Genomic DNA, 19,441 nt, shown 5'->3' with positions numbered 1-19,441 from the left:
TAGCAGCTCGAATGCGGAATTGAAACCACCGAGGTCCGCGAGACCAGTTACTGATGGGAATTGGACCTCGCCGTTTCAGCTGTCTGCGCTCCGAATCGAAACTTTCCCTTTGCGCCGGGTTTTGATTGCCTGAGCGCCTCCTGATGGCCGGATGAAAAAGAAGCTCATCATTGCCTTGATCGCCATCGCGGTGCTGGTCAGCTCGGTGATGCTGATGACTTCAAGGGAGCGCATCAAGGCGCACCGGGCGCTGATGGCTTACAAGGCGAAGCTGCGCGGGCAAGGTGAGAAACTGACGTTTGAGGAGGCCGGTTATCCGTTCCCGCTGGAAACCAATGCCAATCTGGAACACTTCGCAGCCTTGGCCGACCGCCTGCGAACGAAATCAAGCATCCCGGGTTCCACGGAAATCATGCACTTCGAGGCGCCGGGGCGGGCGGTTGTGGCTTGGGCACAGGACGGCGTTCCGTCAATCACCCGCAACACGAATGCGTCTGCCCATTTGAGCTGGGAAAACCTGGCCGGCGACATGCAATCCGCCGCCCCGTTGCTGGCCGAATTGCGCGCGGAACTGGAGCATCCGCCGCGGCATTTCGGTTGGAATTACACCAATCTGTTCGCTCCGAATCAGCCCAGGAATCCCCACGTGCAAAAGCGGATCGTGGCGCAATTTCTCGCAGCGGATTGCCTCAACGCCTTGCATGAAAACCAACTGCCCGAGGCCCGGGCGGACCTGCACGCGCTGACACAACTGGCTCTGGTGCATCGCGATGATTGGACGCTGGTCAGTGCCATGATTCGCGTGGCCATTTCCGGGCTTGGTCTGGCTGTGACGTGGGAAGCGGTGCCGGCCAACGGCTGGGACGAGACAAGCCTGCGGGCCTTGCAACAGGACTGGGAGCGGATTGATTTATTTGTCGCGCTGGAGCAGGGGTTCGCGGGTGAGCGATTGTTCGGCGAACAAGCGTTTGCGCTCATGCGCCAGGCGGACCTGAATGCGCAGCGGAGCATGTTGGCACTGGGCACTGCGTCGCGGGCGTCAAGTCTGGCCGGTTTGCGCGACCGGGCCGTGGGGCTTTACTGGCACGGGCACATCGACGACGACGAACTGTTCTTTCTCCAGCACGCGCAACAACAGGTGGAGACAATTCGTGAACTGGAGAGAAATGCCAGCGGCGTGAGGGTCCGGGCGCGGGTCCGGGCGCAATTCGACGATTTTGAGCACACAATGAACACGCCGTTGCAAAAGTATCGTCACCTGTTCAGTGCGGTCGCTGTGCCCAACTACAACAAGGCGTTCGAGGTTGTGATTCGCGAAGAAACCCAGCGGCGCATGACCATTACCGTCATCGCGTTGCTCCGTTTTCAACGACAAAACGGTCATTACCCAGTCAGCCTGACTGAGCTGACACCACAGTATCTGGCCAAGCCTTTGATGGACCCTTGGAGCGGCACACCACTTCATTATCGGCGGAATGCGGACGGCACGTTCACGCTTTACTCCGTTGGCGAAGATGGTCGCGATGACGGGGGCGATCCTACGCCGCGTGTTCCGGGATCGAAGATTGAGTTCTGGAGCGGCAAGGACGTGGTCTGGCCTGCCGCCGTCTGGCCCGAATCGCCGAAATAACCTCGCTGGGGAGAAGTGTTTGCCGGCCCAGCGCAACGCTGCGCAACTGGTTTCCGGCGCGCGGCTGATCGTTGGCTGAAGAGGGGGCTCGCCGCGGAAAAGGCGCCGGGGAAAATGTGTCCAGTGCGGGCGGTGACGCGGTCGCTTGCGCGTCTGTGGTGGGTGGGCTTACGTTGCACCAAACCCAAAAGGAAGGAGCGGATTATGCCAGTCCAAACGCTGAAGCAGTTTCTCGATGCGAACCGCATCAAATACGTGAGCATCATTCACTCGGCGGCTTACACGGCTCAAGAAGTCGCCCAATCGCTGCACATGCCCGGCCGCGCGATGGCGAAGGTCGTGATTATCGAACTTGACGGCAAAATGGCAATGGCGGTGCTGCCGGCCACGCGCAAAGTGGTCGTGCAGGACATGCGCGAGTTGACCGGCTGCGAAGATGTGAAGTTTGCCTCCGAAGCTGAGTTCAAGGCGCGCTTCCCCGACTGCGAGGTGGGGGCGATGCCGCCGTTCGGCAACCTTTACAACATGGACGTTTATGTGGCCGACGAGCTGACGTTGAACAAGGAAATCGCCTTCAACGCCGGCTCGCACGTCGAGGTCATTCGCATGAGCTACGACGACTTTGAACGCCTCGTGAAGCCGAAGGTCCTCGCGTTTACGACGTGAGGTGGCGGTTAAACGAGTTAAATGGGGAAGTCGTTACAGGGTGGAGGGGGAGTTCGCTGCCGCCCCTTCACCCTTCACTCGTGTAACTTCTGTAGCAAATCGCGGCCTCACACATGCTTCGCCAGTTCGGCCTGGCTGGCGGCGAAGACTTCCTTGTGCAGTGAACCGCCGTGCGAATCGATCGTGACAACGGCGGGGAAGTCCTTCACCTCGAATTCCCAGATGGCTTCGGGCGCACCGAATTCTTCCATCATGTAAACGCCCTTCACACGGCTGACGCACTCGGCGAGCACCTGCGCCGCACCACCGACGGCGTGAAGATAAACACAGCCATGCTCCTGACATGCTGCGACAGTCTTGTCGCCCATGCCGCCCTTGCCGATGACGCCGCGCAGCCGGCAGTCGCGGATGACCTGCCATTGATACGGCTCCTCGCGGATGGACGTGGTCGGGCCGGCGGCGACGCATTTCCACTGGCCCTGCTCGTCCTTGATGACGACGGGACCGCAATGATAGAGCACGCCGTTGGCGAGGTTCACGCCGGCGGGCAGCTTGCCGCCTTCGTGCAGATACTTGTGAACGGCGTCGCGTCCAGTGAACAGCGTGCCGGTGATTTGCACCTCGTCGCCGACTTTGAGCGAACGGATGGTGGCTTCGGAAATCGGAGTGGTAAGTTTGATCATCGATATCTGAAATGGTTGGTGTTTAGTAGAGCCACTTCCCAATCCCACCGTCTGCGCTTAGCACTACACCTTGCCGGCGATAGGCCCAGCACATGTAGCTGACGCTGACGAAATACGAGGCGGGCACGCGGTTCAACACGCCGATCTTGCAGCCAAGCAGCGTCGTCTTGCCGCCGAAACCCATCGGGCCGATGCCGAGTTTGTTCGCGGTCTCGACGATGTCCTTCTCCAGCTTGTCGAGTTCGGGGTTGGAGTTGTCGTCGTCAATCTTGCGGAGCAGTTGCACCTTGGAATGTTCGTAGCCAGTAGCGCGGTCGCCGCCGATGCATACGCCGAGGATGCCGGGGCCGCAGCCCTTGCCCTGCGCCTGCAACACCGCGTCGAGGACCGCCTTGCGGCAGCCATCGAGGTCGCGGTTGGCCTTGAGCTTCTCCTGCGGGAGCGAGTATTGCGCACCGACGTTTTCGCAGCCGCCGCCTTTGAGCATCAGGCGCACGCTGACCTCCGGCGAGCGATGCTGATGGAAATGCAGCGTGGGTGCACCGGGTCCAAGATTCGTGCCGTCGTTCTTGCCGGTGAGGGAATCCACGGAGTTCTGGCGGAGAAAACCCTTTTTCGTCGCTTCCACGACCGCGTGTCGCGCGGCCTCCTCGAAGGCGATCTGGTCGAAGCCAACGGGGCAATCCACGTAGAAAATCACGCTGCCGGTGTCCTGGCAGATGGGCTGGGATTTGCGTTTCGCCAGCTCGATGTTCTGCTCGATGATTTTCATCGCGGACTCGGCGATGGTGCCCTTCTTTTCGGCTTCGAGCGCGGCGAGCGTGGCGCGATGGACGTCGTCGGGAATTTCAGCGGAGGTGCGACGGATCAGCTCCAGCAGGGAATCTTGCAGCAACTTCATTGGAGGCAAGCTACGGACGCGCGCCGGGCAAGTCAATCGGGCCGCCGGGACGACCGCGTTTTCAATTTGCGCTGATGGCCGGCGTTAGCCGCGTTCCATCTGCGGTCCCAAGCGACGCGCTGCTGGGTAATCAGGTCAGCGTCGCGGTGCCGCCGACTTCCTTGAGCACGAGCCGGTCGCGTTCCTTGGCGATGGCCGTCTGGAACCGTTCCAGCGGTTCGTGCATGGGCTCGTCGCTCAGCTTGAACGTCGCGTGATGGATGGGCGCCACCCATTCCGCGCCGGCCATGTCGGCCATGCGCAATGCCTCCTCGGGCGTGCAATGGTTGCGAATCCAGGGATTGTAGGCGCCGATGGGCATGAGGGCGGCCGCGTAAGGCCCGGCCGTGCGCAAGTTGCGGAACAATGGCGTCAACGCCGTGTCGCCGCCGAAAATCAGCGCCCGTCCCTCGCGCCGTAGCACATAGCCGTTGTAGCCGCGCGGTTTGTCACCCGGCCAGCGCCGACCCCAGTGCTTTACTTCAAAGGCTTCCACGCGCAATTCCCCCTTGGCCGTCCGGAGCGTTTTGGTTTCGCCCCAATCCAGTTCCGTGACGTTGGTGAGGCGGGTGGGTTGCAGGATTTCCGAAGTCTCGCGCGCGGTAATCACCGTCTGATTGGACTTGAGCCGGGCGAGGGTGGGCAGATCCATGTGGTCCATGTGCGCATGCGACAGCAGCACCAAGTCAACGGGCGGCAACTCGGCAAACGCAAGCGCGGGCGCAACGTAACGTTTCGGGCCCAGCGTCAGCAGTCCCAAATCAATCCCGACGCGATCGCTGAACGCCGGATCGGTGAGAATCCTCACGCCGTAGAAATTGATGAGGACCGTGGCGTGCCCAATCCAGGTGAGCGTGACTTGGTTGTCATTCCATCGCGCCGGCGTGGGAACGACCGGCGGCGGCGCGGGATTGCGCAGGGTGTCTTTTGCAATCTGCCGGGTCATGCGTGCGAGGCGGGAATTGGAAAAGCCCACCCAGGCGGACGCGCTGGCCGCGGCCATGCCGGCGGCAACGCCGCTGATTTTAAGGAATTTTCGGCGGGATGATCTCGTCATCGGCGGCGCAAGATAGCATGGATTCTCCGTCCCGCACGGGGTGATTTTGGCCGTCAACCGCCAGCCGGGTGCGCTCCGCTTGACACCCTGCGCGGCAATCCTCATTTTTCAAGTTCCGACGGGAACAACTTCCGGCGGCCAATTCAGGATTCTATGAGCCACAACTTGTTCAACACACGGCAGACGTTTGACCTCGGCAACGGCAAGCAGGGACATTTTTACTCCCTGCCTGCGCTGGAAACCGCCGGCGTCGGCGCCGTCTCCAGGCTGCCCGTGTCCATCCGTCTCGTGCTGGAGTCCATCCTGCGCAATTGCGACGGCAAGAAGGTCAGTGAAGCCGCCGTGCGCGAACTCGCCAATTGGAAACCCACCGCGCCGCGCACCGAGGAGATTCCCTTCGTCGTCGCGCGCATCGTGTTGCAGGACTTCACGGGGGTGCCGTTGCTCGTGGACCTCGCGGCGATGCGCAGCGCGGTGAACAAGATCGGCAAGAATCCCAAGATCATCGAGCCACTCGTGCCCGTGGACCTCGTCGTGGACCACTCCGTGCAGGTGGACTTCGCCGGCGCGCCCGATTCGATGCAGAAGAATCTCGAACTGGAATTCAGCCGCAACCGCGAGCGCTACCAGTTCCTCAAGTGGGGCATGCAGGCGTTCGACACGTTCAAGGTCGTCCCGCCCGGCATCGGCATCGTGCATCAGGTGAACCTCGAATACCTCGCCAAGGGCGTGATCGAAGCGGGCGGTGTTTACTATCCGGACACGCTCGTCGGCACGGACTCGCACACCACGATGATCAACGGTCTCGGCATCGTCGGCTGGGGCGTCGGCGGCATCGAAGCGGAAGCGGGCATGCTCGGTCAGCCGGTTTATTTCCTCACGCCGGATGTCGTGGGCGTGCATCTTACCGGCGCGATCAAGGAAGGCGTCACCGCCACCGATCTCGCGCTCACTGTTACGCAACTGCTCCGCAAGACCAAGGTCGTCGGCAAGTTCGTCGAATTCTTCGGCCCGGGCGCGGTGGCGTTGCCTGTGGTTGACCGCGCCACCATCGCGAACATGGCCCCGGAATACGGCGCGACGATGGGATTCTTCCCGGTTGATGAGGAGTGCGTGAACTACCTCCGCGCCACCGGCCGCAGCGAGGCGCACTGCAAGATGTATGAGAACTATTACAAGGCGCAGGGTCTCTGGGGCATTCCGCAGGCCGGCCAGATTGAATACTCGCAAGTCGTCGAACTCGACCTCGCGACCGTGAAGCCCAGCGTCGCCGGCCCGAAGCGTCCGCAGGACCGCATCGAACTCGGCAATCTCCGCCGCGAATTCTTCAACGCCGTGCAACGCCCGGTCACCGAAAACGGTTTCGGCAAGACACGCCAAGTCTTCGGCAAGTCCGTCAAAGTCGAGACGGCTGCGAAGAAGAAGGCCGCCATCGGCACAGGCTCGGTTGTCATCGCCGCCATCACGAGTTGCACGAACACCAGTAACCCGAGCGTGATGCTCGCCGCCGGTTTGCTCGCGAAGAAAGCCGTCGAGAAGGGCCTCAAGGTGAATCCCGCCGTGAAGGCCTCGCTCGCCCCCGGATCGCGCGTCGTGACCGATTACCTCAAGAAGACCGGCCTTCAGCCTTACCTGAACAAGCTCAAGTTCAACACGGTCGGCTATGGCTGCACGACGTGCATCGGCAACTCCGGCCCGCTCGATCCAGCCATCGAGGACGCCATCGTGAAGAACGATTTCGTCACCGCCAGCGTGCTCTCGGGCAACCGCAACTTCGAGGCCCGCGTGCATCAGAACGTGAAGTCGAACTTCCTCATGTCGCCACCGCTCGTCGTCGCGTTCGCGCTCGCCGGCCGTGTGGACATTGACCTGAGCTGCGAACCCATCGGCAACGACAAGGAAGGCAACGCGGTTTACCTCGCCGACATCTGGCCCACGCTCCAGGAAGTCCGCGACGCGATGCAATCCGCGCTCAAGCCCGAAGTGTTCCGCAAGCTCTACAAGGATTTCGCCGCGCAGAATCCGAAGTGGAACGAAATCCCGTCCAGCACCGGCAACGTTTATGAGTGGGACCGCCAGTCCACCTACATTCAAGAGCCGCCGTTCTTCGAGAACTTCTCGCTCGCGCCCGGCAGCATCAAGCCCATCACCGGCGCGCGCGCGCTCGGCATCTTCGGCGACAGCGTCACCACCGACCACATCTCGCCCGCCGGCGCGATCAAGAAATCTTCGCCTGCAGGAAAATTCCTCACCGACAACGGCGTCGAGTTCGCCGATTTCAACAGCTACGGCTCGCGCCGCGGCAATGACCGCATCATGACCCGCGGCACGTTCGCCAATGTCCGCATCAAGAACCTGATGCTCGGCGGCAAAGAGGGAGGCATCACGCTCGGGCCGGATGGTCAGGAGACTTCCATCTTTGATGCGTCCATGGCCTATCAAGCCAAGGGCACGCCGCTCATCGTGATTGCCGGACAGGAATACGGCACGGGTTCATCGCGCGACTGGGCCGCGAAGGGCACGAACCTGCTTGGCGTGAAAGTCGTCGTGGCGCAGAGCTTCGAGCGCATCCACCGCAGCAACTTGGTCGGCATGGGCGTGCTGCCGCTGCAGTTCAAGGACGGCACCACGGCGCAGACCTTGAAGCTCGACGGCACCGAGACCTACGACGTTGTCGGCCTCGACGCGAACCTCAAGCCGCAGCAAGACCTCACGCTCAAGATCGCGCGCAAGGACGGCGCGGTCGAGAACGTCCCCGTCCGCTGCCGCATTGATACGCCCATCGAGATTGATTACTACCAGCACGGCGGCATCCTGCCGTATGTGCTTCGCCAGTTGATTGCGAAGGCGTAGTCCGCGGAGCGCCGAACTCCGGTTCGGCGTGAAGGGAAGGACGTGGAAAAGTTTCTTCGTTTGAAGAATGTTCCCTTGTTCCGCGATGTAAAGCTCAGTGGATACAGCGGCTTCGACCACAAATTTGATATTGCAATACCTCCGCGCGGCAATAAGCCAGAAGGCGTGGTTCAAGCCATCAATCGTTTGACAAAGGACAAAGCGGCTAGTTTGGCTTTCATGGTTTCGGATGTGGAACGCGAACGCGGCAGAGGGGATTTGGTCGCCTACGCGTTCATCAACGATTCGGAAGGAGAAATCAACTCAGAGCACATATCTGCGTTGACAGCCTACGGTATCAAAGCCATTCCGTGGAGCAAGCGTGAGGCAGATATTTCAGTTCTGACAGCGTAGTTCTACGCGAGCGTGAAGCGAAGCCTGATCATTGTGCCGAATCGGAGTTCGGCGCTCCAATCGTTCTGGGAACGCGAGTATTGGGACCCCTTCATGCGCAATGAGGCGCAGGAGAAGACGGCCATCCGTTACATTGAAAGCAATCTGGTGAAGGCGAAGTTGTGTCGGGTGGCGGAAGAGTGGGGGGTCAGCAGTGCGAGGTTCAGAGACGGGTATCGGTGGCTGGTGATTCCGGACGCAATACGATGTGCGCGCCGGGGCGGAGACCGGCGCTCTAATCACGTCAGCGAGTATGCGCGAAGAGAAAATTCCACGACCACTTGGAACGCGACAGCCGGCGGACGATGGCGGGTTGCAACGGACCGATGAGCATCAGCTTGTGCAGCCGATTGGCCCAGGCAAGCCGGTGGCGGAAAGTTTCATCGCAACGCGTGACGATGGACTGGAGAGTTTCGGACCACGAACAGTTTCCCCGGCTCCAACATTCGAGCGGTTCGGCCGCCAGTTCGGCCGACTCGATGGCCATGGACATACCGTTGCCCGTGAAGGGCGGGATCATCGTGATCGCATCGCCGATGCGGCAGTCTCCGCTGTCTGAATTGAGTTTCGGCCGCAAGTCCAGGCCGCCAACGGCACAGACCGAGTCGGGCACGAAGACGGCGTTTGTCAGCCGTTGATGCAACCGGGAACCCACGGGCCCGCGCAACATTTCCGTGCGGGACGGCAACAACTCGGCTGTTCGGTGTCGGCGAAAGAGTCCGCACACATTGATTAAACCCTTGTCCAGCCGGCAGAGCCCAACGTAACCATCTGGGTGGAGATGCATTTCCAAGTCGGCGGCGAGTTCGACATTGTGCGCATGCGCCTTCAATCCAAACCAACGCCACCCATTTGCCGCGGCTTGAACGCGCCGTCCGGTTGCCTGCACCAGACCGGCGTGGTTCATTGATCCCGGCCAGCGTTCGCCTTCGCGCAGTTCACCACCGCAATCACGGAAGCGCCGGGCCAACGCCGCATCGAGGGCGTGACGGGACACGCAGAGAGCCGGTTCGGGAAGCGTTCGCACGGCTCCGGCGGTTTTGCTCGTAAAGAATGCCGTGGTTCGGGCTTCCCGCGCACCGGCATCCGTGAGCAATGTGGCCAGGCCCAGGCCGTTCAACTGGGCACGTCCCCGCCCAGAAATGAATTCCCCACAAACGCGGTGACGCGGGTAATGGCCGGCTTCCCAGATCGTCACTGGCACGGCGCGCCGCCGCAACGCGATGCCGAGGGTTAATCCGGCAAGACCGCCGCCTACGATCGTGATCGTTCGTGCGTCATTCATGCTGGAGCCCGCGTGGCGGTGAAGAGGTGGCTGAACACGCCAGCCGGCCGTTCGCAGAGCCGCCAGCCGGTTTGATCGGGCCAAAGCGCCGAGAGTTCGTGCCCGCGAAAGCCCGCCCGCACGCTGAGGCGGGCATCGTGGCGGGTGACGTGGTTGCATCCGATGAACCGCAGCAACTCACAGCCAGCGCGGGCCGTGAGATGCCGGCGCGGCTCCAGCGCCACAAAGGAATTGCCGGCGGCGCCAGCCCGCCGCAACAGGCTTTGCAAATCGGCTGCGTCAAAGTGATGCAGAAATAAGTTGGCCCATAGCACATCGCAGGCGCCTGCTGCAGTGGCGAGCCAGATGCGTGCGTCGGCTTGAACGAGGCGGGGAGTCCAGCCGAGCCGGCGAAATGAGGCGTCCGTTTCCGGGGTGACCAGGTGGTATTGATCGACCAGCGTGATTTCAACCCCCGGCCAGTGACGACTGAGCCGGGTCGCCACCGCCAGGGCCAGCGTGCCATCACCCGCTCCAAGCTCCACGATTCGCCGGGGCGCAACCGGTGTTGTTGAGCGGAGTGCGCGCGTCAGCATGGAACGGTGTCCCATCCATGCGTTGATGCGCCGGAGATCGCGGCGGGAATGCCGGGCGCCGGCATCGCCGGCCGGCAGCGTGTCGAGCAGTTCCGATTGCACGATGCGTCTCATCGGTTAGCCCACTTCCAGGAGCGCTCCGTGGCAACTGAAGCCCGCACCGAAGCTGGACATCCACCAAAGGCCCGGCGGCGAATTGTTCTGCAGCATGGCGTCGAGCACGAAGAGCACGGAGGGGCTGCTGAGATTACCAAAGTCCCGAAGCACGTCGGCGCTGTGTTGCAGGTTGGTGTCGGACAAACCGAATTGCGCGCGCAGGGCCAGCAGCACGTCGCGGCCGCCGGGGTGCCAGGCCCAGGCCCGGATGTCAGCTTGACGGCGGCCTGCAGCGCCCAATGTCCGGGCCATGACTTCCGCCGCGGCGCTGGCAGCCAGCCGGCAGACGGAGGGCTTCAGCACGTTGAATAACATTCCGCCACGCTGTTCGAACCGGAGCTCGTCACGAAATTCAGGTCGCAGCACCGTTTCGCTGTTCCGCCAGCGAACGGAACGTCGATGGGGACATGGCCGGGTCGAAACCACGGCGGCCGCGGCGCCATCGCCAAACAGACAGGCGCTGATCAGCACGCCGGGATCGTTGTCCAAATAAAATGCGGCACTGCAAACTTCGACACAGACACACAGCACGTGCTGCGCCCGGCCGCTGTGAATCAGCGATTCTGCGGTCCGCAGATTTGGCAGGGCGGCGCCGCACCCCTGGCCGACGAGATCGAGGCACAGAGCGCTGGCCGGCAGTCCCAGTCGCTCGCTCACGTAGCTGGTCAGGCCGGGGCAGAGATAGCCGGTGCAGGTGCTGATGATCAGGCCATCCAACTCGGCCGGCGCAATCGCGCTTGTTTGCAGCGCCCGTTCGGCCGCCAACGCCGCCAGGGCGGGCGCCGTGCGGGCAAATCGGCGGTGCAATGCGTCCGGCGTGATATCGAAAGCCTCGGCCAGCGGATCGAGCGCGAGGTGACGGGTGGCAATGCCGTTCTTGGCGGTCAGAACCTTGCGTGCGATGGCCTGGGCGCGCGGTGAAAGTTCGCCAAACCGCGGTTCCGTGCGCAGGGCTTCCCAGCATTCCTGCTGCGTGTAGCGCCGGGCGGGGACGGCGGTCCCGATGCCATTGATAAACATGCCAGACTGTAGTCGAGACTTGCTTCTGCGCAACGCAGTCCAACGTGGATATTCACTCGATGCCGTTTACCGCCTTGCGGAGGAAGCGACGCGCAAGATCGCCTCCAGAATGTGATGCATATCCTCGTTGTGTTGTTCCGACGCCATGCCGAAAGCGCGCACCACGTCAAGCAGCAGGTCGGCGTTTGCCTGGTCGAAGCGGTAGAAGACGGTTTCTTTGGATTTGGCAGAGCCGGCTTTGCGCGGTTCGCCGCCGGCGTTGAGCACTTGGTCCATCGGGAGGCAGACGTAAACCATCGCCTGGTAACCCACGGCCCGCTGCTTGGGCTTGAGCTGGATTTGCACGGAACCGTGCGCGGTCACTTTGGTGAACTGGGGGACGCGCTGCACCGAACGGGCGAAGCCGGCGGCATCGCGCTCCGGGGTGGTTTCCGTTTTGATGGTTTCGTGCTCTTCAAAGGTGTTTTCCGCAAGGGTGCGAAGCTGGGTCAACGCGCGTTGCAGGTCATTGGTTGAAAGCACGCCGGTCCGGACCGCCGCCAGGAGGATGGCGGACAGCTCATGGCCGTATTTGGTCTCGCCTTTGCGGGTGAAGTGGATTTCCGGCACCACGCTCGGGCTGTTGGTGCCCGGGCTGTCGTAGCCAATTTGCCATTCGAGGTAGTGCTTTCGGCCCAGGGGCGTTCGGGAAGGCGCCACCGGAACACCAAAGCCATCCGCAGCTTGTTCCTTCACCCGCACCTTGCCGGTCACATCGGTCAGCGGCAGGCGCACGAGCACGGCGTCGTTCGTCGGCACGACGAGCACCTGCTTGTAACTCGTGTCCGCCGCGTGAAGGAGATTGAGCGGACCGAACAAGCCCGCCAGCACGACCAGAAGAAATCGTGCCCGGCCGAACACGTGCATCGTCGTCCTGAAGAAAGAGTTTCGTGCGGCCGGCATGCGGGTTAGTTAAGCTTTGCGTGGCCTGACAACAAGGCTGAACCCACATGGCTCCCGAATGCATCCAGATGGCCGCCGCCGTGATCCGGCAGGCGACGCAAAGCCGCCCGGCCGATGCGGTCCTGCGCGACGCGTTGAAGTCCGCGCCGGCGTTGCCGGCGGCTGACCGCCGGGCCGTTGCGCAGGCGGTTTTTGCCTATTACCGCTGGCGCGGCTGGCATGACCGGAAACGCGAGGTGGAAGCGCGGATTGCCTGGTCGCTGGAGCTGGCGGAGCGATTCCGCAAAAATCCCTTCACCTTGACGGGCGAGGCGCTGCGCCACAAGGCCGTGCCGGCGTGGTTGCTCGAGGAGATGGATTGCCCGGAGCCGTGGCTGCGTTCCCTTCAATGGGAGCCGCGCCTATGGTTGCGGGCCCGGCCCGGTCGCGCCCGCCCGCTCGCCAACCAGCTCGGCCAGTGCAAAGTGCCTAAAGGCTGGTTGATGCGCGATGCGGTGGAGTTTTTGGGCACCCGGGATTTGTTTGCCACGGAAGCTTTCCAGGGCGGAGCGTTTGAATTGCAAGACATCGGTTCGCAGGCGGTGGGAGTGCTGTGCGCGCCGCAGCCGGGCGAGGTTTGGTGGGACACCTGCGCCGGTGAAGGCGGCAAAACCCTGCATCTGGCGGATCAAATGCAGGGCAGGGGACAAGTCTTTGCCAGCGACAAGGCGGAGTGGCGGCTTGCCAAACTGCGACAACGGGCGGCCCGAGCGGGGGTGCAGAATTATCAGACGGCGGTCTGGGCGGGAACCACGCCGCTGCCGTTCCATGTAAAGTTTGACGGCATCCTTGTGGACGCACCGTGCAGCGGCGTCGGCACCTGGCAGCGCAATCCGCACGCCCGTTGGACTTGCCGGCCACAGGATGTTCATGAACTCGCGCAATTGCAGTTGCAGCTTCTGACCCATGCGGCTGCGGCGTTGAAGCCCGGCGGACGTTTGCTTTATGCCGTTTGCACGTTGACCCGCGCGGAAACGAGCGGCGTTGCGAGCGCGTTTACGACAGCTTGCCCTGATTTTTTGCCGCTGCCGTTGCCGCCATTGCGGACGGATGCGGCCAAGCTTGGCATTCAAGGACAACCCAGCCAGACGCTCTGGCCGCAGGAGTTGGGCGGCAATGGCATGTTTGTGGCGGCCTGGCAGCGGCGGGTGTAGTTCAAAAATGCTTCAGGCCCCGAATTCCCCTCACCGGGTGGAATTATTCGGGGCCCGAAGCAAAGCCGTTTCGGCGCTCGGGAGCGGCTAGTCCGAACGGAAGTAGTCGTCCGTCTTCGGATTCTTGGCGTCTTCAAATTGCTTGTTCGGCCCCGCGGAACGGATGAGCACTTCATTCTGCGCGAAGTAAATCTTCAGCGGCGTGCCCCAAGGATCGACAACTTCCCCCTTGGCGTTCAATTGGGAGTCCTTCACCGCCATGATCATGAGGTGCTTTTCGTTGTCGCCTTCCCGAATGGCCTTGGCAATCTCGGCGTTGCTGCCCTGTGGATACTTGCCGACGATCTGCTTGTATTTGTGGAACGCCTCGAAAAGCTGGTCCACTTCCGTGCCCAGCGTGCGTTCATTTTGCTTGGACTGCCACTCGCGAAAGGCGGCATAAGCCCAGATGCCGCCCGTGATCACGACAAGGATGATTAAAATTTGGACAATTTTACGAACCTTCTGCATGAACTCATTCATGCTGGGAGATTATGCAGTTTGCTTGCCAATCTGGGCGGCGGCCGTGCTGGCGCGGACAATGAGTTCGGCAGGCAGCCGGCGGGATCCGGCGGGTTGCCCCTTAAGTTGGGCGGTCAGCAAATCCATCGCGGCGAGGCCAAGGTGAAACTTGGGCTGCCGGACGGTGGTGAGCGGCACATTAAAATGCTGGCTCATCAAAATGTTCCCAAACCCGACCACGGAAACATCTTCGGGAACGCGAAAGCCCTGCTGGAGCAGCGTTTCCGTCGCGCCCACGGCCACCAGATCATTGACACACTGCACCGCAGTCGGGATGACGCCTTCGTTGATCATTTGGAGCGCGGCTGCCGCGCCGTCCTCAATGGTGCGTCCGGCCTGGAAGACGAGCCGGTCATCAACGTCCAGCCCGGCCTCGCGCAGCGCGCGGCGATAGCCTTCGAAACGTTCACGGGTCCAGGGGGTGACGGGTGGTCCCGCCAGGAAAGCGATGCGGCGGTGCCCCAAGGACAGCAAATGTTGCGTGGCGGCCGCGCTCGCGTTCAAATCGTCGCACTCCACGTTGGTGAAGTCCGCGCAAAACGGGGCGAGATGTCCCAGAATCACGGCGGGCGTTTTGGCGGCTTTCAATTCGCGATACACGCGGTCTTCGCTGGCGAGCCGGTAAACGGGCGCGATCATGAGGCCTTCCACGCGGCGGGCCAGCATGCGCTGGATGGCGAGGGATTCGCGTTCGGACTGGTTGTGGGTGTGCGCCAGCACGAGCTCGTAGCCGAGGTCATTGGCCCGTTCCTCGATGGCCAGGGTCGCCCGGGCATAAATGGGGTTGGTCAGCGACGAAACCACCAACCCGAGCAGACGCGTTGAGCGGGTGCGCAATCCCTGCGCCATGGTGTCCGGCACGTAACCCAGCTGGCGGGCCAGAACCTGGATGCGCGCCTTGGTGGCGGCCGAAACGTCCGGCGCGTCGCGCAGCGCCTTGGACACCGTCATGACGGAAACACCCGCTTGGGCGGCAATGTCTTTGAGACGAACCATGGGCGGCTTGGGGTGGGCGTCAGGGGTCGGACAGGTTGGTGCCGCGCCAGTGCAATTTCCGACGCAGGGCCTCGTAAAAGGAACTTCCCGCCAGATGCATGAGCCGCACTGTCTGGCGGCTGCGCCGCACCCAGATCGTGTCGCCTTGTTCCAGTTCCCGCAGCAGCTCGCCATCGACGCTCAACACCGTGGCCGGCCGGGCGTTGACGGCGCGGATTTCCACCGTCGCGGTGTTGGGCAAAATGAGCGAACGATTCGAGAGCGTGTGCGGGCAGATGGGCGTCAGCGACATGACCTGCGCCGTGGGATGAATCAGCGCGCCGCCGGCGGCGAGCGAGTAGGCGGTTGAGCCCGTGGGCGAACTCAGGATCAATCCGTCGCAGCGGTAACGGGAAAGCGGTTCGCCGTCCACCGCGACATCCAGGTCAATCAAGCGCGACGTGCTGCCCCGGCTCACGACCAGATCGTTCAGCGCCACCGTGCGCACGCGCTGGGCGCCGCATTCCGCCTCGGCCTGCAGCAGCGCCCGCTCCTCAAACTGGAATTTTCCCTGCCAGATGCAGCTCAGGGCTTTTTCCAGCCCGGCTGATGAAACCGCAGTGAGAAAACCCAGACCGCCGATGTTGATGCCGAGGATGGGGGTGCGGGAACCGGCGATTTCGCGGGCCATGCGCAGCATGGTGCCATCACCCCCGAAGACGAGCAGCAGATCCACGTGCCGGCTCAGGGCGGTAAAATTGGGCAGGGCGGCGGCATCCAAACGGGCAATGCGGGCGGTGGCTTCGTCGCAGAAAATTTTCCGGCCGGTGGCCTGAATCAGCCGGGCGGCCCGGCGCACGGCGCCGGCGCAAGCAGCCTTGCCGGCGTTGCCGACGAGGCCAACCTGTTTGATGTGCTCAGCAGATCTTTTCAATCAGCGCGAGGAATTCCTTGTTGCCGGCCGGACCCAGGACCGGAGATTGAGTTACACCAAGCCACCGCGCTCCGTCAATGGCGCTGACAAAGTTCTGCATTTCCTGGAGGACGCGCTGATGCACCAACGGGTCGGTAATCACGCCGGCGCCGCGGTCCACTTCGGCCTTTCCCGCTTCGAACTGCGGTTTGATGAGCGCCAGCAGACGTCCGCCCGACCGGAGCAGCCCCAGGGCCGCGGGAAGAATCTTCGTGAGCGAAATGAATGAACAGTCGGCCACCACCACATCAACCGGAACCGCGCCTGCAGGAAACGATTTGGGCGTCAGATTGCGGGCATTCGTTTTGTCCATGACCACCACGCGGGGGTCCTGGCGTAAACGCCACGCCAGCTGGCCGTGGCCCACGTCCACTGCATAAACCCGGGCGGCGCCTGCTTGCAGCAGACAATCGGTAAAACCGCCGGTGGATGCGCCCAGGTCAATGGCCGTGGTGCCCGTGACGTGCAGCCCGAAATGTTGCAGGCCGTGCTCCAGTTTCAGGCCGCCGCGGCTGACGTATTTTTCCGGCGCCATCAACTCCACGGTGTCGTGGGCGCGGACGGTGTCGCTGGCTTTGCGGGCGGGGTGACCGTTGACACGGACCTGTCCGGCCATGATTGAGCGCTGGGCCTTTTCGCGACTGGCGCAAAGACCGCGTTCGACCAAAGCCTGGTCAAGGCGCATGGGTGACTGGGCGAGGCGCGTTATTCGCGGGGATCACCGGCGAGCACCCGCGTCTGCGCCTCGCGATAGTTGTTCAGAAAGAAGTTGTTGTCCGCAACGGTTTTTTCGATGAGCTGCTTCAGCAGGAACAGTTCGGACGTGTTGACGACGGCGTGAACGCTTTGCTGAAACGCCTGCATGGGCGTGAAGGTCTGGAACGAGTCGCCAAAGAGGACGAACGTGCAATGCCGGCGCTGGCTCATGGGCATTTTCTGCACCGTTTGCAGCGTCAGGTTTTCCGAGATGTCGTTCGCGGCGAACAGCTCCTCGATGACCACCACCTGATACCGCACCTGCGTGAACCGCACCAGAAAGTCGCCGTGTGTGGCGGCGGTGTGCACTTTGTAGCCGAGTTCGGTCAGCGCCGTGCGGGCGGCCTCCAGCCATTCCGGGGTGGAGAATGCCAGCAACGCGGGCTTGTCCGTCGTGCTGATGAATTCAAATTTGTCAGACATGGCTTATTTGAGTTTGAGGACGGGTGGTGGGCTGCCGGCAGACGAAGTGCCGGTCAGGCCGGCCTTCATGCGCAGCGATTCGCCGCCCCCGATGGCTTCGCCGCGGGACTTTTTGAGTTTGTCGATGTTCCGGTTGAGCACGCCGCGCTTGGTCGCGTAAAGCATGGCAATTTCCTCCGAAATCTTGCCCGTTTCGTAGGCTTCCAAGCAGGCCTGGTCGAAGGTCCGCCAACCAAACGGATAGCTTGCTTCGATGATTTCGTAGAAGGTCTTGCCTTCGGATTCGCCGAGGCGGATCGATTCCTGGATGCGGAGGTTCGAGCCCATGATTTCCAGCAGCGCATGCCGGCCGCCGCCGACCTTGGGGGCCAGCCGCTGGCTGACCACCCAGCGCAGGGTGTCCGCGAGACGTTCCCGAATCTGCTCCTGCTCATCGGTTTCGAACATGCCGAGAATACGGTTGATGGTCTGGCCGGCATCGGTGGTGTGCAGCGTGCTGAGCACCAAATGCCCGGTTTCCGCCGCGCTCAGGGCGATCTTGAGCGTTTCGCGGTCGCGGATTTCGCCCACCAGAATCACCTTCGGCGCCTGCCGCAGGGCGGCGCGCAGGCCGTTGGCAAAATTGTCAAAATCGGTGCCGAGTTCGCGCTGGTTGAACGTGGAAACCCGGTGCGGATGCACGAACTCCACCGGATCCTCCAGCGTGATGACATGGACGGGGCGGGTGTTGTTGATTTCGTTCAGCACCGCCGCCAAGGTCGTCGATTTGCCGGAGCCCGTTGCGCCGGTGACGAGGATGAGGCCGGTTTTTTCCTTCGGCAGCTCCTTGAGGATGCTCGGATGGCCGAGGTCCTCCAAGGTTGGAATGCGCGTGTTCAGTTTGCGCAGCACGATGGAGGTGTTGCCGCGCTGCGAAAAGACGTTGATGCGGAAGCGCGCCTTGTCCGCCAGCGTGTAGGCGGCGTCGCACGAGCCGTGGCGCAGCAGATCGAACAAATGCCACGGATTGTCGCCGACCAGGTTCAGCGCGACCATCTCCGTCTGGTAGGGGGTGAGGCGCTCGATCGGCGGATCCACCAACACGGGCTTGAGATCGCCGAAGGATTCCACCTGCAGCGGCTTTTCGGCGGTGAAAAGCAGGTCGGAGACCTCGGGCTGGGATTCCAGCATCGTGGTCAACAAATGATCAAGTTCGGGGCGTCGCATAATCAGGTTTCGTCATCCTCCGGCGGATGAGGCAGGAAGGTCTTGAATTTCTTCTTGTCGATCGCTTTGTCGTAGGCTTCCTCGGGCGAAATGCGCTTCATGCGCAAATGTTCCATGATCGAATCGTCCAGCGGCATGTTGCCGTATTTTTTGCCCACCTGAATCATGCCGGGAATCTGGTGCGTTTTGCCTTCGCGCACAAGGTTGGCGACGGCCGTGTTGAACACCAGGATTTCCAATGCGGCCACCCGTCCCTTCTTGTCCACGCGCTTGAACAGGTTCTGCGCAATGACGCCCTTGAGCGCTTCGGAAAGGGTGGTGCGGACCTTGTTTTGCTGGTCGGCGGGAAACACGTCAATGATACGATCCACGGTCTTGGCCGCGCTGGGCGTGTGGAGCGTGCCGAACACCAGGTGACCCGTGCTCGCGGCCACCAGGGCCAGTTCGATGGTTTCCAGGTCGCGCATTTCGCCGACGAGAATGATGTCCGGGTCTTCGCGCAGGGCGCCGCGCAGGGCGGCGGCGAATGATTTGGTGTGAATGCCGACTTCCCGGTGGTTCACCAGGCAGTTCTTGCTTTCATGCACGAATTCGATCGGATCCTCCACCGTGATGATGTGGTCTTTGCGATTCTTGTTCGCGTAATCCATCATGGCGGCGAGCGTGGTGGATTTGCCGGAGCCCGTGGGTCCGGTGACGACCACCAGCCCGCGGTGGAGCATGGCAAACTTCTTCAATACGGCGGGCATCGGCGCATCGAACTTCTCGAAATCTTCAAAGGAAAGCACCTTCGAGGGAATCTGGCGGAACACGGCGGCCACGCCGTTCTTCTGGTTGAAGAAGTTCACGCGGAACCGCGACAGGCCCGGGATTTCGTAGCCGAAGTCCACGTCGCCGGTTTCTTCAAAAATTTTTGCCTTATATTCCGGCGTGATCTCGTAGAGCATTTGCTTGAGCGTGTCGCTCTCAAGCGGCGGGTAGTCCACGCGCTGCAGTTCGCCATTGATGCGGAGCATCGGCGGATTGCCGGCCGCCATGTGCAGGTCCGAAGCCTTTTGCTCGAACATCAAATTGAAGAATGCGTCGATTTTTGCCATATAACTCCGAAAGCTGCC

At 62.0% G+C, this 19,441-nt stretch carries 17 protein-coding genes and 1 pseudogene; 5 read left to right on the top strand and 13 right to left on the bottom strand.

Going from position 1 to position 19,441, the window contains the following annotated elements:
• The first annotated feature begins 151 nt into the window (after positions 1-151).
• Positions 152-1,630, top strand: coding sequence for a hypothetical protein (locus VFV96_15385; protein HEU5071787.1), 1,479 nt, complete (start codon positions 152-154; stop codon positions 1,628-1,630).
• A gap of 204 nt (positions 1,631-1,834) precedes the next feature.
• Positions 1,835-2,296: a YbaK/EbsC family protein gene (locus VFV96_15380; GenBank protein ID HEU5071786.1), complete on the top strand. Its 462-nt coding sequence runs from the start codon at positions 1,835-1,837 to the stop codon at positions 2,294-2,296.
• A 107-nt stretch (positions 2,297-2,403) separates the two neighbouring features.
• Here the strand turns inward: VFV96_15380 and VFV96_15375 are convergent.
• Positions 2,404-3,880, bottom strand: a pseudogene (locus VFV96_15375) (FumA C-terminus/TtdB family hydratase beta subunit).
• 130 nt (positions 3,881-4,010) lie between these two features.
• Positions 4,011-4,976, bottom strand: a complete 966-nt coding sequence (locus VFV96_15370) for an MBL fold metallo-hydrolase (protein ID HEU5071785.1) — start codon at positions 4,974-4,976, stop codon at positions 4,011-4,013.
• A 153-nt stretch (positions 4,977-5,129) separates the two neighbouring features.
• On the opposite strand from VFV96_15370, the gene acnA reads away from it, so the two are divergent.
• Together acnA and VFV96_15360 are read left to right on the top strand one after the other, a co-directional pair.
• Positions 5,130-7,829 (top strand): aconitate hydratase AcnA, encoded by a 2,700-nt coding sequence (gene acnA / locus VFV96_15365; GenBank protein HEU5071784.1) that lies wholly within the window; start codon positions 5,130-5,132, stop codon positions 7,827-7,829.
• Positions 7,830-7,871: 42 nt separating this feature from the next.
• Positions 7,872-8,222, top strand: a complete 351-nt coding sequence (locus VFV96_15360) for a DUF1829 domain-containing protein (GenBank protein ID HEU5071783.1) — start codon at positions 7,872-7,874, stop codon at positions 8,220-8,222.
• 283 nt (positions 8,223-8,505) lie between these two features.
• Here the strand turns inward: VFV96_15360 and VFV96_15355 are convergent, their stop codons facing one another.
• From VFV96_15355 to VFV96_15340, 4 genes are all read right to left on the bottom strand, one after another.
• Positions 8,506-9,546, bottom strand: a complete 1,041-nt coding sequence (locus VFV96_15355; GenBank protein ID HEU5071782.1) for an FAD-dependent monooxygenase — start codon at positions 9,544-9,546, stop codon at positions 8,506-8,508.
• Positions 9,543-10,235, bottom strand: coding sequence for a methyltransferase domain-containing protein (locus tag VFV96_15350; GenBank protein HEU5071781.1), 693 nt, complete (start codon positions 10,233-10,235; stop codon positions 9,543-9,545). Before VFV96_15350 ends, VFV96_15355 begins: the two co-directional genes overlap by 4 nt.
• Before the next feature lie 3 nt (positions 10,236-10,238).
• Complete coding sequence (locus VFV96_15345) at positions 10,239-11,297, bottom strand: 3-oxoacyl-[acyl-carrier-protein] synthase III C-terminal domain-containing protein (GenBank protein ID HEU5071780.1); 1,059 nt, start codon at positions 11,295-11,297, stop codon at positions 10,239-10,241.
• A gap of 66 nt (positions 11,298-11,363) precedes the next feature.
• Positions 11,364-12,239, bottom strand: coding sequence for a R.Pab1 family restriction endonuclease (locus VFV96_15340; protein HEU5071779.1), 876 nt, complete (start codon positions 12,237-12,239; stop codon positions 11,364-11,366).
• Between the two features lie 47 nt (positions 12,240-12,286).
• Here VFV96_15340 and VFV96_15335 point away from each other — a divergent pair, with 47 nt between their 5' ends.
• Positions 12,287-13,432, top strand: coding sequence for an RsmB/NOP family class I SAM-dependent RNA methyltransferase (locus tag VFV96_15335; protein HEU5071778.1), 1,146 nt, complete (start codon positions 12,287-12,289; stop codon positions 13,430-13,432).
• Positions 13,433-13,519: 87 nt separating this feature from the next.
• On the opposite strand, the gene VFV96_15330 is transcribed toward VFV96_15335, so the two are convergent.
• From VFV96_15330 to VFV96_15300, 7 genes are read right to left on the bottom strand one after another with little or no spacing between them, the layout of a single operon-like run.
• Positions 13,520-13,954 (bottom strand): hypothetical protein, encoded by a 435-nt coding sequence (locus VFV96_15330; GenBank protein HEU5071777.1) that lies wholly within the window; start codon positions 13,952-13,954, stop codon positions 13,520-13,522.
• 9 nt (positions 13,955-13,963) lie between these two features.
• Positions 13,964-14,989: a LacI family DNA-binding transcriptional regulator gene (locus tag VFV96_15325; GenBank protein HEU5071776.1), complete on the bottom strand. Its 1,026-nt coding sequence runs from the start codon at positions 14,987-14,989 to the stop codon at positions 13,964-13,966.
• 19 nt (positions 14,990-15,008) lie between these two features.
• On the bottom strand, positions 15,009-15,902 hold the full coding sequence (locus tag VFV96_15320; GenBank protein ID HEU5071775.1) for an NAD(+)/NADH kinase: 894 nt from the start codon (positions 15,900-15,902) through the stop codon (positions 15,009-15,011).
• Entirely contained in the window at positions 15,886-16,626 is a 741-nt protein-coding gene (locus tag VFV96_15315) for a TlyA family RNA methyltransferase (protein ID HEU5071774.1), read from the bottom strand. Before VFV96_15315 ends, VFV96_15320 begins: the two co-directional genes overlap by 17 nt.
• A gap of 20 nt (positions 16,627-16,646) precedes the next feature.
• A complete protein-coding gene (locus tag VFV96_15310) occupies positions 16,647-17,120 on the bottom strand; it encodes a hypothetical protein (GenBank protein ID HEU5071773.1) in 474 nt (157 codons plus the stop codon).
• A gap of 3 nt (positions 17,121-17,123) precedes the next feature.
• Positions 17,124-18,326, bottom strand: a complete 1,203-nt coding sequence (locus VFV96_15305) for a PilT/PilU family type 4a pilus ATPase (GenBank protein HEU5071772.1) — start codon at positions 18,324-18,326, stop codon at positions 17,124-17,126.
• A gap of 2 nt (positions 18,327-18,328) precedes the next feature.
• Positions 18,329-19,423: a type IV pilus twitching motility protein PilT gene (locus tag VFV96_15300; protein ID HEU5071771.1), complete on the bottom strand. Its 1,095-nt coding sequence runs from the start codon at positions 19,421-19,423 to the stop codon at positions 18,329-18,331.
• Positions 19,424-19,441 lie beyond the last annotated feature (18 nt).

The sequence above is a fragment of the Verrucomicrobiia bacterium genome (genome assembly GCA_035765895.1).
In the GTDB taxonomy this organism is placed as follows: Bacteria; Verrucomicrobiota; Verrucomicrobiia; order Limisphaerales; family DSYF01; genus DSYF01.
This window is presented reverse-complemented; position numbering and strand designations above follow the sequence as displayed.

What these genes read in the sequence shown, in the direction of transcription:
- VFV96_15385 (HEU5071787.1), top strand. Translation starts at nt 152, where the DNA reads ATGAAAAAGAAGCTCATCATTGCCTTGATCGCCATCGCGGTGCTGGTC.
- VFV96_15380 (HEU5071786.1), top strand. Translation starts at nt 1,835, where the DNA reads ATGCCAGTCCAAACGCTGAAGCAGTTTCTCGATGCGAACCGCATCAAA.
- VFV96_15370 (HEU5071785.1), bottom strand. Translation starts at nt 4,976, where the DNA reads ATGACGAGATCATCCCGCCGAAAATTCCTTAAAATCAGCGGCGTTGCC.
- acnA (HEU5071784.1), top strand. Translation starts at nt 5,130, where the DNA reads ATGAGCCACAACTTGTTCAACACACGGCAGACGTTTGACCTCGGCAAC.
- VFV96_15355 (HEU5071782.1), bottom strand. Translation starts at nt 9,546, where the DNA reads ATGAATGACGCACGAACGATCACGATCGTAGGCGGCGGTCTTGCCGGA.
- VFV96_15350 (HEU5071781.1), bottom strand. Translation starts at nt 10,235, where the DNA reads ATGAGACGCATCGTGCAATCGGAACTGCTCGACACGCTGCCGGCCGGC.
- VFV96_15345 (HEU5071780.1), bottom strand. Translation starts at nt 11,297, where the DNA reads ATGTTTATCAATGGCATCGGGACCGCCGTCCCCGCCCGGCGCTACACG.
- VFV96_15340 (HEU5071779.1), bottom strand. Translation starts at nt 12,239, where the DNA reads ATGCCGGCCGCACGAAACTCTTTCTTCAGGACGACGATGCACGTGTTC.
- VFV96_15335 (HEU5071778.1), top strand. Translation starts at nt 12,287, where the DNA reads ATGGCTCCCGAATGCATCCAGATGGCCGCCGCCGTGATCCGGCAGGCG.
- VFV96_15330 (HEU5071777.1), bottom strand. Translation starts at nt 13,954, where the DNA reads ATGAATGAGTTCATGCAGAAGGTTCGTAAAATTGTCCAAATTTTAATC.
- VFV96_15325 (HEU5071776.1), bottom strand. Translation starts at nt 14,989, where the DNA reads ATGGTTCGTCTCAAAGACATTGCCGCCCAAGCGGGTGTTTCCGTCATG.
- VFV96_15315 (HEU5071774.1), bottom strand. Translation starts at nt 16,626, where the DNA reads ATGCGCCTTGACCAGGCTTTGGTCGAACGCGGTCTTTGCGCCAGTCGC.
- VFV96_15310 (HEU5071773.1), bottom strand. Translation starts at nt 17,120, where the DNA reads ATGTCTGACAAATTTGAATTCATCAGCACGACGGACAAGCCCGCGTTG.
- VFV96_15305 (HEU5071772.1), bottom strand. Translation starts at nt 18,326, where the DNA reads ATGCGACGCCCCGAACTTGATCATTTGTTGACCACGATGCTGGAATCC.
- VFV96_15300 (HEU5071771.1), bottom strand. Translation starts at nt 19,423, where the DNA reads ATGGCAAAAATCGACGCATTCTTCAATTTGATGTTCGAGCAAAAGGCT.